Origin of the sequence: Streptomyces sp. NPDC056452, assembly GCF_042796085.1 — a bacterium.
In the GTDB taxonomy this organism is placed as follows: domain Bacteria; phylum Actinomycetota; class Actinomycetes; order Streptomycetales; family Streptomycetaceae; genus Streptomyces.
In genome coordinates this window covers 42091-57868 of the sequence record NZ_JBHTRI010000015.1, presented here as the reverse complement: position 1 = coordinate 57868, position 15778 = coordinate 42091, and the positions used below count along the sequence as shown (strand labels likewise).

General features: G+C 72.7%; 18 protein-coding genes. 12 read left to right on the top strand and 6 right to left on the bottom strand.

Features of this window, described 5'->3' with window-relative positions; translation table 11 throughout:
- The first annotated feature begins 4 nt into the window (after positions 1–4).
- From ACFQ6X_RS17020 to ACFQ6X_RS17010, 3 genes are all read left to right on the top strand, one after another.
- Complete coding sequence (locus ACFQ6X_RS17020) at positions 5–943, top strand: PAC2 family protein (RefSeq protein WP_383182184.1); 939 nt, start codon at positions 5–7, stop codon at positions 941–943.
- A gap of 43 nt (positions 944–986) precedes the next feature.
- Entirely contained in the window at positions 987–1589 is a 603-nt protein-coding gene (gene coaE, locus ACFQ6X_RS17015) for a dephospho-CoA kinase (RefSeq protein WP_383182182.1), read from the top strand.
- An 89-nt stretch (positions 1590–1678) separates the two neighbouring features.
- Positions 1679–2047 carry a tetratricopeptide repeat protein gene (locus ACFQ6X_RS17010; protein WP_329212185.1) on the top strand — a complete coding sequence of 123 codons (369 nt, stop codon included), beginning with the start codon at positions 1679–1681 and terminating at the stop codon, positions 2045–2047.
- A 15-nt stretch (positions 2048–2062) separates the two neighbouring features.
- On the opposite strand, the gene ACFQ6X_RS17005 is transcribed toward ACFQ6X_RS17010, so the two are convergent.
- Positions 2063–2341, bottom strand: a complete 279-nt coding sequence (locus ACFQ6X_RS17005; RefSeq protein WP_383182327.1) for a DUF6343 family protein — start codon at positions 2339–2341, stop codon at positions 2063–2065.
- A gap of 80 nt (positions 2342–2421) precedes the next feature.
- Between ACFQ6X_RS17005 and ACFQ6X_RS17000 the strand changes: the two genes are divergently transcribed.
- The 3 genes from ACFQ6X_RS17000 to ACFQ6X_RS16990 all read left to right on the top strand — a co-directional run bounded on the left by ACFQ6X_RS17000 (position 2422) and on the right by ACFQ6X_RS16990 (position 4939).
- A complete protein-coding gene (locus tag ACFQ6X_RS17000) occupies positions 2422–3570 on the top strand; it encodes an ADP-ribosylglycohydrolase family protein (RefSeq protein WP_383182180.1) in 1149 nt (382 codons plus the stop codon).
- A 60-nt stretch (positions 3571–3630) separates the two neighbouring features.
- Entirely contained in the window at positions 3631–4329 is a 699-nt protein-coding gene (locus ACFQ6X_RS16995) for a class I SAM-dependent methyltransferase (RefSeq protein WP_383182178.1), read from the top strand.
- Positions 4330–4477: 148 nt separating this feature from the next.
- Entirely contained in the window at positions 4478–4939 is a 462-nt protein-coding gene (locus tag ACFQ6X_RS16990; protein ID WP_383182176.1) for a DoxX family protein, read from the top strand.
- Here the strand turns inward: ACFQ6X_RS16990 and ACFQ6X_RS16985 are convergent.
- Positions 4933–5301 carry a hypothetical protein gene (locus ACFQ6X_RS16985; protein ID WP_383182174.1) on the bottom strand — a complete coding sequence of 123 codons (369 nt, stop codon included), beginning with the start codon at positions 5299–5301 and terminating at the stop codon, positions 4933–4935. The two genes, ACFQ6X_RS16990 and ACFQ6X_RS16985, sit on opposite strands and share 7 nt — an antisense overlap.
- Positions 5302–5520: 219 nt before the next feature.
- Here ACFQ6X_RS16985 and ACFQ6X_RS16980 point away from each other — a divergent pair, with 219 nt between their 5' ends.
- The 3 genes from ACFQ6X_RS16980 (at position 5521) to ACFQ6X_RS16970 (ending at position 10880) form a co-directional block, all read left to right on the top strand.
- Positions 5521–6579, top strand: coding sequence for a slipin family protein (locus tag ACFQ6X_RS16980; protein WP_383182172.1), 1059 nt, complete (start codon positions 5521–5523; stop codon positions 6577–6579).
- 123 nt (positions 6580–6702) lie between these two features.
- Positions 6703–9600, top strand: a complete 2898-nt coding sequence (locus tag ACFQ6X_RS16975; protein ID WP_383182170.1) for an SNF2-related protein — start codon at positions 6703–6705, stop codon at positions 9598–9600.
- Positions 9597–10880 (top strand): SWIM zinc finger family protein, encoded by a 1284-nt coding sequence (locus ACFQ6X_RS16970; protein WP_383182168.1) that lies wholly within the window; start codon positions 9597–9599, stop codon positions 10878–10880. The genes ACFQ6X_RS16975 and ACFQ6X_RS16970 overlap by 4 nt, the downstream gene beginning before the upstream one ends.
- A 7-nt stretch (positions 10881–10887) precedes the next feature.
- On the opposite strand, the gene ACFQ6X_RS16965 is transcribed toward ACFQ6X_RS16970, so the two are convergent.
- The 4 genes from ACFQ6X_RS16965 to ACFQ6X_RS16950 form a co-directional block, all read right to left on the bottom strand.
- Positions 10888–11199: a hypothetical protein gene (locus ACFQ6X_RS16965; protein WP_383182166.1), complete on the bottom strand. Its 312-nt coding sequence runs from the start codon at positions 11197–11199 to the stop codon at positions 10888–10890.
- A 74-nt stretch (positions 11200–11273) separates the two neighbouring features.
- Positions 11274–11771 carry a DUF3574 domain-containing protein gene (locus tag ACFQ6X_RS16960; RefSeq protein WP_383182164.1) on the bottom strand — a complete coding sequence of 166 codons (498 nt, stop codon included), beginning with the start codon at positions 11769–11771 and terminating at the stop codon, positions 11274–11276.
- Between the two features lie 116 nt (positions 11772–11887).
- Positions 11888–12526 carry a peptidase gene (locus tag ACFQ6X_RS16955; protein ID WP_383182162.1) on the bottom strand — a complete coding sequence of 213 codons (639 nt, stop codon included), beginning with the start codon at positions 12524–12526 and terminating at the stop codon, positions 11888–11890.
- Positions 12523–13734, bottom strand: coding sequence for a pyridoxal phosphate-dependent aminotransferase (locus tag ACFQ6X_RS16950; RefSeq protein ID WP_383182160.1), 1212 nt, complete (start codon positions 13732–13734; stop codon positions 12523–12525). The genes ACFQ6X_RS16955 and ACFQ6X_RS16950 overlap by 4 nt, the downstream gene beginning before the upstream one ends.
- Positions 13735–13822: 88 nt before the next feature.
- Between ACFQ6X_RS16950 and ACFQ6X_RS16945 the strand changes: the two genes are divergently transcribed.
- The 3 genes from ACFQ6X_RS16945 (at position 13823) to ACFQ6X_RS16935 (ending at position 15771) form a co-directional block, all read left to right on the top strand.
- Positions 13823–14488 (top strand): winged helix-turn-helix transcriptional regulator, encoded by a 666-nt coding sequence (locus ACFQ6X_RS16945; RefSeq protein ID WP_383182158.1) that lies wholly within the window; start codon positions 13823–13825, stop codon positions 14486–14488.
- Between the two features lie 83 nt (positions 14489–14571).
- Positions 14572–15066 (top strand): cupin domain-containing protein, encoded by a 495-nt coding sequence (locus tag ACFQ6X_RS16940; protein ID WP_383182156.1) that lies wholly within the window; start codon positions 14572–14574, stop codon positions 15064–15066.
- Positions 15067–15129: 63 nt separating this feature from the next.
- Positions 15130–15771, top strand: coding sequence for a uridine kinase (locus ACFQ6X_RS16935; RefSeq protein ID WP_383182154.1), 642 nt, complete (start codon positions 15130–15132; stop codon positions 15769–15771).
- Positions 15772–15778 lie beyond the last annotated feature (7 nt).

The window sequence follows — 15778 nt, the reverse complement described above, 5'->3', positions numbered from 1 at the left end:
AACCGTGCCTGATCCGCAGAGTTTGTACGAATGGGAGCCGAAGGGCCTGGCAGTCGTCGACATGGCGCTCGCCCAGGAGTCGGCCGGCCTGGTCATGCTCTACCACTTCGACGGATACATCGACGCGGGCGAGACCGGCGAGCAGATCGTCGACGGCCTGCTCGAGACCCTGCCGCACCAGATCGTGGCCCGCTTCGACCACGACAGGCTCGTGGACTACCGCGCACGGCGCCCGCTGCTCACCTTCAAGCGGGACCGCTGGACGGCCTTCGAGGTTCCGACGCTGGACGTGCGCGTGGTCCAGGACGCGACGGGCGCACCGTTCCTGCTGCTGTCCGGCCCCGAGCCGGATGTGGAGTGGGAGCGGTTCGCCGCCGCGGTCGAGCAGATCGTCGAGCGGCTCGGCGTCCGCCTCGCGGTCAACTTCCACGGCATCCCGATGGGCGTCCCGCACACCCGCCCGGTCGGAATCACCCCGCACGGCAACCGCACCGACCTCATGCCCGGTCACCGCAGCCCGTTCGACGAGGCGCAGGTCCCCGGCTCCGCCGAGGCCCTCGTCGAGTACCGGCTGATGGAATCGGGCCACGACGTCCTCGGCGTCGCCGCCCATGTGCCGCACTACGTCGCCCGGTCCTCGTACCCGGACGCGGCGCTCACCGCGCTCGAGGCGATCACCGCCGCGACCGGCCTCGTCCTGCCGAGCATCGCGCACAGTCTGCGTACGGAGGCACACCGCACCCAGACGGAGATCGACCGGCAGATCGGCCAGGGCGACGAGGAGCTCGTCTCGCTCGTCGAGGGGCTGGAGCACCAGTACGACGCGGTGGCGGGCTCCGAAACGCGTGGCAATCTCGTCGCGGAGCCGGTCGAGCTGCCGTCGGCGGACGAGATCGGCCTCGAGTTCGAACGTTTCCTGGCCGAGCGGGAAGGCGACTCCTGAGGGCGGCTCCCGGCCGCCCGCAGGACACCTCTAGGCTCGGCGCATGCTGAAAGTGGGCCTGACCGGCGGGATCGGCGCCGGCAAGAGCGAAGTGTCACGGCTGCTCGTGAGCTACGGAGCCGTACTGATCGACGCCGACAGGATCGCGCGTGAGGTCGTCGAGCCCGGCACCCCCGGGCTCGGCGCCGTCGTCGAGGCCTTCGGGCCCGGGATCCTCACCCCGGACGGCACGCTGGACCGGCCCGCGCTCGGCGCTATCGTCTTCGCCGACCCCGAGCGCCTGGCCGCGCTGAACGCCATCGTCCACCCGCTCGTCGGCGCCCGCTCCGCGGAGCTGGAGCGGGCGGCCGGACCCGACGCCGTGGTCGTCCACGACGTCCCCCTCCTCACCGAGAACGGCCTCGCCCCGCTCTACGACCTGGTCGTGGTCGTGGACGCCACCCCCGGGACGCAGCTCGACCGGCTCGTCACGCTGCGCGGGATGACGGAGTCCGACGCGCGCGCCAGGATGGCCGCGCAGGCCACCCGTGAGGAGCGCAAGGCCGTCGCCGACCTGGTCGTCGACAACGACGGGCCGCTGGAGGCCCTGGAGCCGCAGGTCCGCGCCCTCTGGTCGGAACTGACCGCGCGGGCCGCCGGAGGCTGAGCCCGTGCCGGGCACGGAATACCGGGATCCGGCCGGACGTTGACGTGCCCGGACGTTGAAGTGCCGCAGGCGAGGGGAAGGATGCCGGCATGCCCGAGCGAAACCCGGAAACCCATGTCATCGACTTCCGCGCGGCGGAGCAGCTCCTTGCCGCGCGGGATCCGAGGGGTGCGGTGAAACTGCTCGACTCGGTGATAGCCGCCCATCCGGAGAACACGGCGGCCCGCCTGCTGCGTGCCCGCGCCTTCTTCGCCGCCGCACAACTCCGCCCGGCCGAGCTCGAGTTCGAGCTGGTCCTGGAGCGTGAGCCGGACAACGCCTTCGCGCACTTCGCCCTGGCCCGGACTTTCCAGCGCGCCGGCCGTGAGGACCAGGCCACCCGCCACTTCCGGCTGGCGGCAGCGCTCGACCCGAATCCGGAGTACCTGAAGGCAGCCCGCTTCGACGAGCGCCCCTGACCCGCACACCCGGGTTCAGCGGCCGAGCCTGCCCCGCTCGCCGCGGTCGGGCTCGTACGGCGGGACGTCCCTGCCCGGCTGGTAGTGCGAGCCCTGGCGGATGTGGCGGACGACGAAACAGAAGTCCGTGACCGTCACCACGAGCAGCACGCCGCACGCCGCCGCCCAGCCGGCGCGCCCGGTCAGCACGAAGGCCGTCAGGCCGAAAGCGGCCCAGATCATGCCCCATAGACTCAGCCAGAGTCGCATCCGCAGGGGACTGCGCGCGGTGGACGGTTCACTCCCGGTACGCATCGGCATCGCCTCTCCTCCCAGCATGAACCCGCGGTGCGGTGTACGGAAACCCATGCCGGACGGATGAGGGGGAGCGGACTGTGGACGCCAGGGAACAGGGGAACGCCACTGGGCGAAAGACGGCGTGGGCCGACGTCGTCGCCCGCCGGGCCCGGGTGCGCGGCGCCCTGCTGGGCGGCGCTGTCGGGGACGCGCTGGGGAACCCGGTCGAATTCCTCTCGCTCGGCGGTATCCGCCGTGCCTACGGGGAGAGTGGCGTGCGGGAGCCCGTCGCGGACGCGGACGGGGTCGTCGGACGGATCACCGACGACACCCAGATGACGCTGTTCACGGTCGAAGGGCTGATCAGGGCCCATTCCAGGGCCAGGTCGAAGGGGATCGGCGGCTCGGAGACAGCCCTCCTACGCCATGCCTACCTGCGCTGGCTCGACACCCAGAACCATCCCTCCCCGCCGACACGGGGCGGGGAGGACACCGTACGGACCGGATGGCTCAGGCAGCAGCCCTGGCTGTACGCGCGCCGGGCACCCGGCAACGCCTGCCTGACGGGGCTCGCGGCCGGCCATGTCCCCGGCGCCGACGCACCGCTCGACCTGCCCGGCCCCGTCAACCCGCACTCCAAGGGCTGCGGCACGGTGATGAGGTCGGCACCCTTCGGGCTGCTCGGAGCGGACGCGCCGAAGAGCTTCGAACTGGCAGCCCGGTGCGCGCAGATCACCCACGGCCACCCCACCGGGGCGTACGCGGCAGGAGCGCTCGCCGCGATCGTCACGCACCTGCTGGAGGGCGACTCCCCGGCGGGCGCCGTCCTGCGGGCCATGGACCTGCTGGCCCGCCACCGCGGTCACGAGGAGACGACGGCCGCGCTGCGTGCCGCCGTCGACCTGGCCGCGCGCGGCGGGCCGACCGCCGAGCGGGTGGAGTCACTGGGCGCGGGGTGGGTCGCCGAGGAGGCCCTCGCCATCGCCGTCTACTGCGCGCTGGTGCTGCCGGGACCGGACGACGTGGCCGAGGCGTTGCTGCTCTCCGTCAACCACTCGGGCGACAGCGACTCCACGGGCTCGGTCTGCGGCAATCTGCTCGGCGCGCACCACGGGGACGTGGCGCTGCCGGCCTCCTGGCTCGCCCCGACGGAGGGCAGGGCCGTGATCGCGGAGCTTGCCGACGATCTGTGCATGGAGCTCGAGCAGCCGGTGGTGTGGCCGGACGGCCGCTATCCGCAGAACTGACGGGGCACCGTCCGCGACGGCCCGGGGAACGGGGCCCGGCTGCCGTGCGTTCGGCCGGGTATGAGCGGACGACTGATACGTGAGGGACATTCGGGTACAGGGCCGGGCTCCATCACCCCGGACGGCTGCGCGGTCGAGCTGTACGCGCGGCTGTCCGCCGGAGACGAACCGGAGGTGATCGAGGCGGCCGTGCCCGCCGGAGCGAGCATCCTCGAACTGGGCTGCGGGGCGGGACGGGTGACGCACCCACTGGTCGAACGCGGGTTCGCGGTGACCGCGGTGGACGAATCGGCGCAGATGCTGGGGCACATCGAAGGCGCACGCACGGTGCGGAGCCCCATCGAGTCGCTGGACCTCGGCGAGGAGAGGTTCGACGTGGTCATGCTCGCGTCGTTCCTGGTGCACACGAGTGATCACCGCGTCCGGGAGGGGCTGTTGCGGACCTGCCGCAGGTACGTCCGGGACGGCGGCGTCGTCCTCCTCCAGCGGGAGGGTGCCGACTACCACACCGATCTGCCGCGGGAACGGGTGGACCGGGCCGCGGGCTGCACCATACGCATCGTGTCGGCGGAGCCCCTGGGCGACGGGGTGAACGAGGTACGTGCCGAGTACGTGTTCGAGGACGCGCGGTGGACCCAGACGTTCCGGTCACGGGAACTGTCCGTGGAGCAGTTCGAAGCCTGTCTCGATGCGGCCGGACTGACCGTCGACCGCTACCTCACCGATGACGGTGTCTGGGCGCTCGCCCGGCCCAAGTAGCCCTCGGAGAAAGTGAATCAGGGGTCCGGAACGCGATGAGTTCCGGACCCCGGCAGGGTCTACCCCTCTGTAAGCGCCGGGAAGGCGAAGCGGCAGGTCCGCACCCGCCCGGCGCACGTCATCCACGACGCCCCATGAGGAGACCCCCATGTCCGAAACCAGTGCCGCCGCCGCTTCCCCCGCCGCACCGACCACCGCGTCGCCGCGCCGCAGCCGGGCTTCCGTCGTCCTGACGGCGGTCCGGATCGTCCTCGCGCTGTTCTTCGGACTGAGCGCGGTGCCCAAGCTCATCGCCCATGAGTCGGCCGTGGAGTCCTTCGACCGCATGGGCTGGAGCAGCGGCGCGATGTACACGATCGGCGGCCTGGAGCTGGCCGGCGCCGTCGCCCTGCTGATCCCCCTGCTGTCCGGGGTGGCCGCCATGGCCTTCGCCGGGCTGCTCGCCGGGGCGGCGATCGTGCAGCTGACGCTCCTGGACCCTCCGAACGCCGTCATGCCCGCGCTGCTGATCGCCGTGGTCGTCCTGATCGCCCGGGACCGGAGGGAGCGGACGGCGGAGCTGTTCGCGCTGGTCCGGGGGCGCGGCCGTACACGGCGCAGCGGTCAGTGAACGAACCTGTAGCTGCGCCAGGGCAGGCTGCGCGGGGAGTTGGCGTCGGTCAACGTGGTGGCGACATAGGTGGTGCCACCGCCGGTGCAGTCGCGGGTGCGGTACAGGATCATGTCGATCAGGGTCCTGTTGATGACCTCGTTGGCGCCCGCGGGCGCCAAACGGTGGCAGCCGTTCACCGAAGGGCTGTTCACGCTGATGACCCTGTCCCGCTCGGTGGTGTAGGTGACCGGTCCGACCGCGGTACGCCCGAGGCCGGAGCAGCCCGTGAGGCCGAGAGTGAGCAGGGCCGCGCCGACTGCGACGCCGGTGTGGCGGCGTCGGCGGCGGTCGGTGGCGGTCGCGGTCGCGGTGACGGACATGGCGGGTCCTCGTCTGCTCGTCCGGCTCATCGGTATGTCACAGAGACGTGCTGGTGCTGGTCACCCTGCCTGTTCCGGGGAGCCCCGGCATCCGGTGCGCGGCCGGCCGGGCCACTGACACCCGGACGGAGGTTCGACGGGTGCGCAGACCGGGCATACCGTGGTAATAGGGCGCGATGGATGGGTGCTGGAACGCACTCTCGGACGCAGGGGGCCGTGATGGTCCAGGAGCTGGTGATCGCAGCGGTGGCGGCGGTCTCGGGCGCGGCGGTGTACGGGATGGCCGCGGCCCGGGTCGTCAAGCAGTACGAACGCGGAGTGGTGCTCCGGCTCGGCAGGCTCCACGACCGTGTGCGGCCGCCGGGATTCACCATGATCGTTCCGGGTGTGGACCGGCTCCGCAAAGTGAACATGCAGATCGTGACGATGCCGGTGCCCGCACAGGACGGGATCACGCGGGACAACGTGACGGTCCGCGTGGACGCCGTCATCTACTTCAAGGTGGTGGACCCGGCGAGCGCGGTGATCGCCGTGGAGGACTACCGGTTCGCGGTCTCGCAGATGGCGCAGACGTCCCTCCGGTCGATCATCGGCAAGAGCGACCTGGACGATCTGCTGTCCAACCGGGAGAAGCTGAACCAAGGACTGGAACTGATGATCGACAGCCCGTCGGTCGGCTGGGGTGTGCAGATCGACCGGGTCGAGATCAAGGACGTGTCGCTGCCGGAGACGATGAAGCGGTCCATGGCCCGGCAGGCCGAGGCCGACCGTGAGCGGCGCGCACGGGTCATCAACGCCGACGCGGAACTGCAGGCCTCGAAGAAGCTCGCCCAGGCGGCCCAGGAGATGTCCAGCCAGCCGGCGGCGCTGCAGCTCCGACTGCTGCAGACCGTGGTCGCGGTGGCTGCAGAGAAGAACTCCACGCTGGTGCTGCCCTTCCCCGTCGAGCTGCTCCGCTTCCTGGAGCGCGCGCAGCAGGGGCAGCCGCCCGCGGAGGCGCAGCAGCCGCAGAGCCCGCCCGCTCCGCCGTCCGTTCCCCAGGTCGTGCCGGAGCCCGGCCCGCCGTCCGGGTACGGCGGGTCCTCCCCGCGGGCCGAGCCCCCTGCGCAGACCGAGTCCCATGCGCGGGGCGAGGACCTCGCGCAGCCCGTGGCGCGGGCCGCGCGCCTCCCGGCGGATGAGCGCCCCGCGCCACCCGACCCCACAACCGTGCCGCCGGACCCCGCGCAGGAGCGGCAGCCCGGCGGGGCACACACCGAGCCCCTCGCCCGCCACTGACGCGGACGCCCGCCCGCCCCGGACCGTGGAAACACGTGCGGGGCGGGCGTTGTCGTACCCCCCGCCTAGACTCGCCAACACAGGAAGTCAAGCACTCGGACCGAGGTGGGAGGGGCGGTGGACATGGCACAGCGGACCACGGTCCCGGCCGCCGACCGGCTCGTGCGGTGCGCGGCGGTCTTCCTCCCGGCAGCGCTGCCCCGGGACGGCCGGATCGCCTTCTGGGACCCCGAAGGAGGTACCCCCTTCGCCGGTGCCGACGGGCCGCCCGGCGACAGCGGGGATCCGCCGTACACCGTCACGGAACTCACGGTCGTCGGGCTGCAGGGCGCGGGCGCGGCCCGGCGCACGGTGCCCGCCGTGCTGCTGTCCGTCGCGGATGCCGTGCCGCTCCTCGCCCGAGCCCGGCACCGGGCCTCCGCCCACCCCGCCACGCGCGCTTGGGGCGCGGCCGCGCTGCACGCGCTCACCCTGGTGGCGCGCGGCAGGCTCCTGCCCGGTCTGACGGCCGACGACCACGACGCATGGCGGGCCGGGCCCCGCGACGCGGAGGACATCGCCCATCTCAGGGCGGTCGCCGCCTCGATGCCCCCCGAGGGGCACGCGGTCCCGCTGGACGGCGCACCCCTGCGGGTCCCGGACCCCCTGGCCCTGCTCGGAGCCTTCCTCGACGCCGTGGCGGACACCCTGCCCCGGACCCCTGCCGCGGGCCACGCGATGGGCGCGCCGTTCGCCGCGCGCGAGGCGCAGCAGCTGCCCGGCGCCCGCGCCTGGGCCGTCGAGGTGGCTGCCGGACTCGACGCGGGGGTGCGCGTCTCCCTCCGGCTCGACCTGTCGGTCCACGAACTCTTCGACACCACCGGCCCCACCGACGGGACGGACGCGGACGCGCACGGATCCCCGGCGTCCGCCCGCCACGCCGCCGCGGCCGTCACGCAGGTGCACAGCCTGGCCGACCCGACGTACGTCACCGATGCGGCGACGTTGTGGAGCGGCGGGGCAGGGGAGCCGTTCGGGCCGCGGGCGAGGATCGACGCGGTGCTCGCCCTGCGCCGCGCCGCCCGGGTCTGGCCCCCGCTGGAGCGGCTGCTGGACCAGCCCGTCCCCGACGTGCTCGCGCTCACCGAGGACGAGCTGTACGAACTGATCGGTGAGGCGGGACCACGACTGGCGGCGGCCGGGGTCGCCGTCCACTGGCCCCGGGAGCTCGCCCGTTCGCTCACCGCCGCGGCCGTCGTCCGGCCCGCGCCGGGTTCGGCCACCGACGGCACCTCGTTCTTCGACGCCGAGCACCTCTTCGCGTTCAACTGGCAGCTTTCCCTCGGCGACGAGCAGCTCACCGAGGCCGAGATGGACACGCTGGCCGAGGCCCACCGGCCAGTGGTGCGGCTGCGCGACCAGTGGGTTGTCGTGGACCCCGCGCTCGTACGCAAGGCGCGCAAGCGGGAGCTCGGTCTGCTGGACCCGGTGGACGCGCTGGCCGTCGCCCTGACCGGCAGCGCCGAGGTCGACGGCGAACAGGTCGAGGCGGTGCCGGCCGGAGCGCTCGCGGCACTCCGCTCGCGCATCCTCGACGAGGACGCCACCCTCCCGCCGCCGCCCGGCCTCGACGCCACCCTCCGCGACTACCAGCTGCGCGGCCTGGCCTGGCTGGACCGGATGACCTCGCTCGGCCTGGGCGGCTGCCTCGCCGACGACATGGGCCTGGGCAAGACCATCACCGTCATCGCCCTCCATCTGCACCGCGCCCACGCCGCCCCCACCCTCGTCGTCTGTCCCGCCTCCCTCCTCGGCAACTGGCACCGCGAGATCAACCGCTTCGCGCCCGGCGTCCCCGTGCGCCGGTTCCACGGCACCGACCGCACGCTCACCGACCCGGACGGCGGCTTCGTCCTCACCACCTACGGCACGATGCGGTCCAGCGCGGACCGGCTCGCCGAGCACACCTGGGGGCTGGTCGTCGCCGACGAGGCGCAGCACGTGAAGAATCCGCACTCCTCCACGGCCAAGGCGCTGCGCACCATCCCGGCCCCGGCCCGCGTCGCGCTGACCGGCACCCCCGTCGAGAACAACCTCTCCGAGCTCTGGGCGCTGCTCGACTGGACCACCCCCGGGCTGCTCGGCCCGCTCAAGGCCTTCCGGTCCCGGCACGCCCGGATCGTCGAGAACACCGGCACCGCTGCGGGCCTGGGCAACGAGGAGGCGGTCGAGCGGCTCTCCCGGCTGGTCCGCCCCTTCCTCCTGCGCCGCAAGAAGTCGGACCCGGGCATCGCGCCCGAGCTGCCGCCGAAGACGGAGACCGACCACCCCGTCTCCCTCACCCGCGAGCAGGCCACGCTCTACGAGGCGGCCGTGCGCGAGACCATGGCGTTCATCGAGCAGTCCGAGGGCATCGCCCGCCGCGGTCTGATCATGAAGCTGCTCGGTTCGCTCAAGCAGATCTGCAACCACCCCGCGCAGTACCTCAAGGAGGAGCCGACCCGGCTCACCGGACGCTCGGGCAAGCTCGCCCTGCTCGACGAGCTCCTCGACACGATCCTCTCCGAGGACGCCTCCGTCCTGATCTTCACCCAGTACGTGTCGATGGCCCGCCTCCTCTCCGCCCACCTGGCCTCCCGCTCCGTCCCCTCCCAGCTCCTGCACGGCGGTACCCCGGTGCCCGAGCGGGAGCGGATGGTGGACCGCTTCCAGTCCGCCGAGGTCCCCGTCTTCCTGCTGTCCCTCAAGGCGGCCGGCACCGGGCTGAACCTCACCCGGGCCGCCCACGTCATCCACTACGACCGCTGGTGGAATCCCGCGGTCGAGGAGCAGGCCACCGACCGTGCGTACCGCATCGGCCAGACGCAGCCCGTGCAGGTGCACCGGCTCATCGCGGAGGGCACCGTCGAGGACCGGATCAGCGAGCTGCTGGAGTCCAAGCGTGCCCTCGCCGACGCGGTGCTCGGATCCGGCGAGGCCGCTCTGACCGAGCTCAGCGACCGTGACCTGGCCGACCTCGTCTCGCTCCGGAGGACGGCATGAGCCCGGCCGCAGGCCCCCGACCCACGGCGCGTCCCGGCCCCGACGACCTGCGGCGCACCTTCGAGGCGGTGCCCGCCCGCGCCTCCGACACCGCGGAACCCTTCGCGGACAGCTGGTGGGGCCGGGCCTGGGTGGACGCCCTGGAGTCCCTGTCGATGGACGAGGGGCGGCTCGCCCGCGGCCGTACGTACGCCGACGGCGGCCATGTCGCCGCGATCACCGTCACCCCCGGCCGGGTCATCGCCTACGTCCACGGCAGCCGCCCCCGCCCGTACCGCGCGGAGCTGCGCCTGCGTACGTTCTCGGCCTCCGACTGGGACACCTTCCTGGACGCCGTCGCGGCGCGGCCCGGGCATCTGTCCGCGCTGCTCGACAAGGACATGCCGCACTCCCTGGTCGACACGGCGGGGGAGACCGGCATCCGGCTGCTGCCCGCCGCCGGCGACCTCGACCCGGACTGCTCCTGCCCGGACCGCGGCTGGCCCTGCAAGCACGTGGCGGCGCTCTGCTTCCAGACGGCACGGCTCCTGGACAGCGACCCCTTCGTCCTGCTGCTGATGCGCGGCCGGGGCGAGCGGGAACTCCTCGACGAGCTCGGCCGCCGCAACGCCGAGCACTCCGCCCGGGAGCGCCCCGCCACTCCGGCGATGCCCTCGCTCCCGGCGGCCGAGGCCCTGGCCGGCCGCTTCCTGCCGCCGCTCCCGGCACCGCTGCCCGTGCCGCCGTACCCCGGACAGCCGCCCTCCTACCCGGACCTGCCCGGTGCCCATGACCCGCTGTCCCTGGACCACCTCGCCTCGGACGCGGCTGCCCGCGCCCACGCACTCCTGACCACCGGGGACGATCCGATCGCCGGGCTCAGCACCTGGCAGGACGCGGTGCGCATCGCCGCGTCCCGGCCCACCGCTGGGCTCACGGCAACGACCCGGGCGCTCTACCGCGAGCTCGCCCACGCCACCGGCCGCAGCACCACCGACCTGGCCCGCGCCGTCGCCGCCTGGCGGCAGGGCGGCGCGGAGGGCCTCGCGGTCCTGGAGAGCCCCTGGGACCCGCCGGCGGGCCCGTTCGACCGGGCCCGCCCCGCCCTCGCGGCGGCCGGCTTCCCGCGCTTCCAGCCCTGGCGCAGCCACCTGACCAACGCCGGGGGCACCCTCCAGCTCCGCTTCGGTCACGACGGCCGCTGGTACGGCTACGAATCGGACCCGGGTGCGGACGACTGGTGGCCCCGCGCCACCCCGGACACCGACCCGGTGGGCGCGCTCACCGCTCTGCGGGGCTGATGCACCGTCAGCCCTGTGCGTAATAGGCGAGCAGTCCGATCACCAGGACCGCGCACAGGGGCAGCATCACCCAACGGGCCTTGCGGAACGATTCGTTCTCCTGCTGCGCCAGTCCGCGGTCGGCACCGTGAACGGTCGCCAGGTGTTCCCCGGCCATGTCGATGAGCTTCCTCGTGGTCAGCAGCGACGGCGACCAGTCGCAGTGGGCGCACACGAGGAAGTCGCGGTACGGGTCGTACCGGAAGTCGCGTTCGATGTTCACCGTGAAGACCTGGCCGCCCGGTCCGGTGGCTGTGAAGTGGCGTATCGCCGCGCCCATGTGCGTCGCTCCCGTGCTCGTCCGTCGTTTCCGGGCAACGGTAGGCGGCGGCGGGGCGGACACGGCCCCGGGGCTCAGAAGTCGGCGAGGGTGCGTTCGTCGAGCCGGGCCACCGAGTCCTGGGCGTAGGCCTTCTCGTACGCGGCGCGGATCCGCTCGATCCGCGGGTCGCGCAGGCGCGCCTCCGACGCCGGGTAGAGCAGGATCAGTTCGTACGAACGCTCCCGCTCGACCACCCCGTTGGAGTCGCGCCACTGCCCACGGCCGTCCTGGATCGTGAGGCCGCGGGGGAAGTCCGGCGTGACGTACCGGTCGATGAAGGCGAGGAACTGCGGGTCGGTCACATCCGGTCCGCCGTCGGGGCGTTCCGTACCGAAGAACAGCCGGGTCTCCACGTACTCGGCGCCCCGGACGGCCGTCGCCCGCGCCACCGGTGCCTCGCTGCCGAGTGTGGCGTACGCGATCGGCGTGCCCGTGGCGAGTACGGCACAGGCGGCCACGCCCGCCACGAGTGCGGTGCGCCGCGCGGGTCGCTCGGGGTCCGGCTTCGGGCGGTTGCGCAGACGCAGCAAGGTGATCTCCCACGGGGCGGTCGGATGCCGGAACGGCGCTCAGCGTGGCACGCGGCCGTCGCAACGGCACGGCAGGACACCGGGATCCGGGCCGGACCACCCTTCAGGGTGAGGCGCTACGGCGCCGCCGCTCCCGTGGCCATGACTCCGGGCAACGACACCCCGCGGCCCGCGAAGAAGCGTTCGAAGACCGGCAGCGGCAGCTCGGCCGCGCGTGTGTCCGCCGTCGTCCCCGACGGGTTGTGGAAGTGCACTCCCGATCCGTCCGCGGTGCGCGAGGTCAGCAGGACCAGATGCCCTCCCCGCCCCGGGGCCGGGCGTTCCGGGTGCCGGATTCCGTAGTGCACGGACGCCATCACGCTTCTGCCGTCGTCCAGCAGTCCGAGGATCCCGTCGGGGGACAGGTGCCGGTGGACGCTCGCGTCGAGGCCGTGCGCCTCGGTCACGTACGCGGCGAACGGGGCGTAGACCAGGCCCCGGATCACCCCCTGGGCGTCCTCGGTGTACGCGCCGTACTCGATGGCTCCGTCGCGCAGCGCGAACAGGGTCGGAGCGGCGGGGCCGAGCGCCATGCGCAGGCAGGTCATACCGCACAGATGGCCTGCCCAGCGCGCGTATTCGGCGGGCGAGGCCGCGCCGGAGTCCGCCCAGCCGGGGTCCTCGGCCGGATCGAGCCCGCCCTCCACGATCGCGCCCACCAGGCCGGGCGACGCGAACTGCGTGTGGACGGGGGTCCGGCAACGTGCGCAGATCACTGGCGGTATCCGTTCAGGAAGCGGCCGATGCGGCTGATCGCCGCGTCGAGGACGTCGGCGTGCGGGAGGGTCAGGATCCGGAAGTGGTCGGGGCGCGGCCAGTTGAAGCCGGTGCCCTGGACCACCTGGATCTTCTCCCGCAGCAGCAGGTCCAGGACGAACCGCTCGTCGTCGACGATGTTGTGCACCTTCGGGTCGATGCGGGGGAACGCGTACAGGGCGCCCTTCGGCTTCACGCACGACACCCCCGGGATCTCGTTCAGCCGCTCCCAGGCCCGGTTGCGCTGCTCGTGGAGCCTGCCCCCGGGGGCGACGAGCGCCCCGATCGACTGCCGGCCGCCGAGCGCCGCCTGGATCGCGTACTGGGCGGGGGCGTTGGGGCACAGCCGCATGGAGGCGAGCATGGTGAGCCCCTCCAGGTAGTTGCGGGCGTGCTGCTGCGGGCCCGACACCACCATCCAGCCGGAGCGGAACCCCGCCACGCGGTACGTCTTGGACAGCCCGCTGAAGGTGAGGCAGAACAGATCCGGAGCCAGGACCGCCACGGAGTGGTGCTCGGCGTCGTCGTAGAGGATCTGGTCGTAGATCTCGTCGGCGAACACCATCAGCCCGTGCCTGCGCGCCAGATCGAGCATGCCTTCGAGGATCTCGCGGGGATAGACGGCACCCGTCGGGTTGTTCGGGTTGATGATGACCATGGCCCTGGTGCGGTCGGTGATCTTCGAGGCCATGTCCGCGAGGTCCGGGTTCCAGTCCGCGGCCTCGTCACAGGTGTAGTGCACGGCCTTGCCGCCCGCGAGTGTGGTGACGGCGGTCCACAGCGGATAGTCGGGGCTCGGGACGAGGATCTCGTCGCCGTCCTCCAGAAGTGCCTGGACGGACATGGAGATCAGCTCGGAGACGCCGTTGCCGAGAAAGATGTCGTCGACGTCGACGTCGACGAGGCCCATCGCCTGGTAGCGCTGCGCCACGGCCCGGCGGGCGGAGAGGATGCCGCGCGAATCGGTGTAGCCATGTGCCTGCGGGAGCATCCGGATCATGTCCTGGACGATCTCCTCGGGGGCCTCGAACCCGAAGAGCGCCGGATTGCCCGTGTTGAGGCGGAGCACGCTGTGGCCCGCCTCCTCGAGGGCGTTGGCCTCCTCGATGACAGGGCCCCGGATCTCGTAACAGACCTCGTTGAGCTTGCTGGACTGACGGAACTCCATGCTGTGCCCTCCCCGACCCCGAACTGTGTTACTTGGTTTTACCAAGTTGGAGCTTGGAAAGTCCAACAACATGTCTAGACTGCGTCGCATGCCACGTCAGCAGCCGCCAACACGCCCCGCCCGCCGCCGGAGTTACGACCAGTTCTGTGCCACCGCCCGGGCCCTCGACTCCGTGGGCGACCGGTGGACGCTGCTGATCGTCCGTGAACTGCTGGCCGGCCCGCGCAGGTACACGGATCTGCACGCCGACCTGCCCGGAGTCAGCACGGATGTGCTCGCCTCCCGGCTCAAGGACATGGAGCAGAGCGGCCTGGCCGTGCGCCGGCGGCTTCCGCCGCCCGCCGCCGCTTCGGTCTACGAACTGACCGAACACGGCCGCGGACTGCTCCCGGTCCTCACCGCGCTCGCCCGGTGGGGCACGCCCGCACTCGCCGAGCGCCGCCCCACCGACGCGGTCCGTGCCCACTGGTTCGCCCTGCCGCTGCTGCGCGCGATGGACGGGACGAAGCACGCGGGGGTTGTCGAAGTCCGGCTGGAAGAGGGGGAGTTCCACATCCGTACCGGTGGGGACACCCAGGGGGACGATGCGTACGGGTACGGCCCCGCCCCGCACCCCGACGCCCGCATCGTGCTCGACGCCGAACTCTGCCTGGCGCTGGGGCGCGGCGAACTGACACTGGCCGAGGCGGTCAGGGAGGGCCGGGCCGAGGTGCAGGGGGACGGCCCGCTCGCCACCGAACTCCGCGGGGGATGACAGTCGCGCCACCGGTGACGGCAGCCCGACTCGCGCGTAGCGTGGGTTCGTTCATCCGGTCCGGCGGGACGAGGGAGATGTCCATGGAGTTCGGCAGCAGGGTCGGCACCAAGCAGCGGGGCACGCTGCGCAAGGTCATGCTCGTGGGCGCCTGTGTGACCGCGCTCGGTCTCGTCCCGGCAGCCGCGGTCGCGACGCCCGGCAGCGGCGTGAGCGGCACCGTCGTCGCCAAGGGCACGTCCGAGGGCAAGCTGAAGGTGAAGACCCCCAAGGGCCGCACGGACGTGACCGTCCGGACCATCACCGTGGCGCCCGGCGGCTCCACCGGCTGGCACACCCACGCGGGCCAGCTGATCGCCGTCGTCCAGTCCGGGACGCTGACCCGGACCCTCGACGACTGCTCGGTCGAGGTGACGCCCGCGGGAACGGCGTTCATCGAGCCGTCCGGAACCAAGCACCGGCACATCGGGCGCAACCTCGGGACGGTACCCGTGGTGCTGTGGGTGACCTATCTGCTTCCCGAGGGCAGCGAACTCTCCGACGACGCCGACGCGGTGGACTGCCCGGCGGCGACGTAGGTCCGGCACCGGGGCGGCCGCGCTCCCGTACGGCAGGGGGCGCGGCCGGGTGATGATGGATACGTGCGATTCGAACCGATCACCTGGGAACGCCTGGCCGAAGCGCTGGCCGCGCACGCCGACGGCCTGAAACCGGCCGACGGCGGGCCCTGGCTCAGAATCGGCATCGACGGCGCCCCGGCCGCCCGCCCCGGTGAGCCCGCCGGACGCCTCGCCGAGCAACTGCGGGCGCGCGGCCGTGCGGTGCTCACCGTCCCCACCGGAGGGTTCCTGCGGCCGGCGAGTCTGCGCTACGAGTACGGCAAGGAGGACCCCGACTCGTACGCCGACAGCTGGTTCGACACCAACGCGCTGTGGCGCGAGGTGTTCCGTCCGCTGGAGCCCGGCGGCAGCGGACGGGTGCTGCCCGACCTCTGGGACCCCGTGACGGACCGGGCCACCCGCAGCCCGTACCGGACCCTGCCCGAGGGCGGGGTGCTGATCATGCACGGGCCGCTGCTCCTCGGGCAGTGGTTCCCCTTCGACCTCGCCGTTCATCTGCGCCTCTCGCCGGGTGCGCTGCGACGGCGCACCGAGGAGAGCGAGCGGTGGACGCTGCCCGCCTTCGCGCGGTACGAGGACGAGGTGGCGCCCGCCGACCGCGCGGACGCGGTGGTGCGGGCCGACGACCCGCACCACCCCGCCTGGACCGGCATCGGCGCGTAACCCCCAA

Bases quoted from the DNA above. Each gene is read 5' to 3' on its own strand.
- coaE (WP_383182182.1), top strand. From the start codon at position 987: ATGCTGAAAGTGGGCCTGACCGGCGGGATCGGCGCCGGCAAGAGCGAA.
- ACFQ6X_RS17010 (WP_329212185.1), top strand. From the start codon at position 1,679: ATGCCCGAGCGAAACCCGGAAACCCATGTCATCGACTTCCGCGCGGCG.
- ACFQ6X_RS17005 (WP_383182327.1), bottom strand. From the start codon at position 2,341: ATGCGTACCGGGAGTGAACCGTCCACCGCGCGCAGTCCCCTGCGGATG.
- ACFQ6X_RS16995 (WP_383182178.1), top strand. From the start codon at position 3,631: ATGAGCGGACGACTGATACGTGAGGGACATTCGGGTACAGGGCCGGGC.
- ACFQ6X_RS16990 (WP_383182176.1), top strand. From the start codon at position 4,478: ATGTCCGAAACCAGTGCCGCCGCCGCTTCCCCCGCCGCACCGACCACC.
- ACFQ6X_RS16985 (WP_383182174.1), bottom strand. From the start codon at position 5,301: ATGTCCGTCACCGCGACCGCGACCGCCACCGACCGCCGCCGACGCCGC.
- ACFQ6X_RS16980 (WP_383182172.1), top strand. From the start codon at position 5,521: ATGGTCCAGGAGCTGGTGATCGCAGCGGTGGCGGCGGTCTCGGGCGCG.
- ACFQ6X_RS16975 (WP_383182170.1), top strand. From the start codon at position 6,703: ATGGCACAGCGGACCACGGTCCCGGCCGCCGACCGGCTCGTGCGGTGC.
- ACFQ6X_RS16970 (WP_383182168.1), top strand. From the start codon at position 9,597: ATGAGCCCGGCCGCAGGCCCCCGACCCACGGCGCGTCCCGGCCCCGAC.
- ACFQ6X_RS16965 (WP_383182166.1), bottom strand. From the start codon at position 11,199: ATGGGCGCGGCGATACGCCACTTCACAGCCACCGGACCGGGCGGCCAG.
- ACFQ6X_RS16950 (WP_383182160.1), bottom strand. From the start codon at position 13,734: ATGGAGTTCCGTCAGTCCAGCAAGCTCAACGAGGTCTGTTACGAGATC.
- ACFQ6X_RS16945 (WP_383182158.1), top strand. From the start codon at position 13,823: ATGCCACGTCAGCAGCCGCCAACACGCCCCGCCCGCCGCCGGAGTTAC.
- ACFQ6X_RS16940 (WP_383182156.1), top strand. From the start codon at position 14,572: ATGGAGTTCGGCAGCAGGGTCGGCACCAAGCAGCGGGGCACGCTGCGC.